The sequence below is a fragment of the Streptomyces sp. SP18CS02 genome, from assembly GCF_036322365.1.
Taxonomy (GTDB): Bacteria; Actinomycetota; Actinomycetes; order Streptomycetales; family Streptomycetaceae; genus Streptomyces.
In genome coordinates this window covers 1-435 of sequence record NZ_JAQYXC010000060.1, presented here as the reverse complement: position 1 = coordinate 435, position 435 = coordinate 1, and the positions used below count along the sequence as shown (strand labels likewise).

1 protein-coding gene is annotated in these 435 nt (G+C 65.7%); it reads right to left on the bottom strand.

Translation table 11 applies throughout. The features are described 5' to 3' along the window. Positions 1-435: carbamoyl-phosphate synthase domain-containing protein (locus PUR26_RS00230; protein WP_329868039.1), on the bottom strand; the 435-nt coding region annotated here is incomplete at both ends.

Below are 435 nucleotides of genomic sequence, written 5' to 3'. Positions count from 1 at the left end.
TGCCACCGATCGCGGGAACCACATACGCCTCCGCGGTCGCCACCTCCGCCGCCAGGTCCGCACCCTCCATCCGCGGCGCGGCCCGAACCCTCGCCAGCAGCGACGCGTCATCCGCCACCGCCTCGCCGGAGAAGACACCCCCCCGCATCGCACCCCGCTCCCGCAGATGACGGGTCAGCGCACGCGTGTCGAGACCCGAAATACCGACCACACCCTGACGCTCCAGCTCCTCATCCAGTGTGCGCACAGCACGCCAGCTGGAGGAAACCCGCGCAGGATCACGCACCACATACCCCGAAACCCAGATCTTCCCGGACTCGGGATCCTCATCAGTCACACCCGTATTACCGACATGCGGATCCGTCATCACCACAACCTGACGGTGATACGACGGATCGGTCAGCGTCTCCTGATAACCCGACATACCCGTGGAGA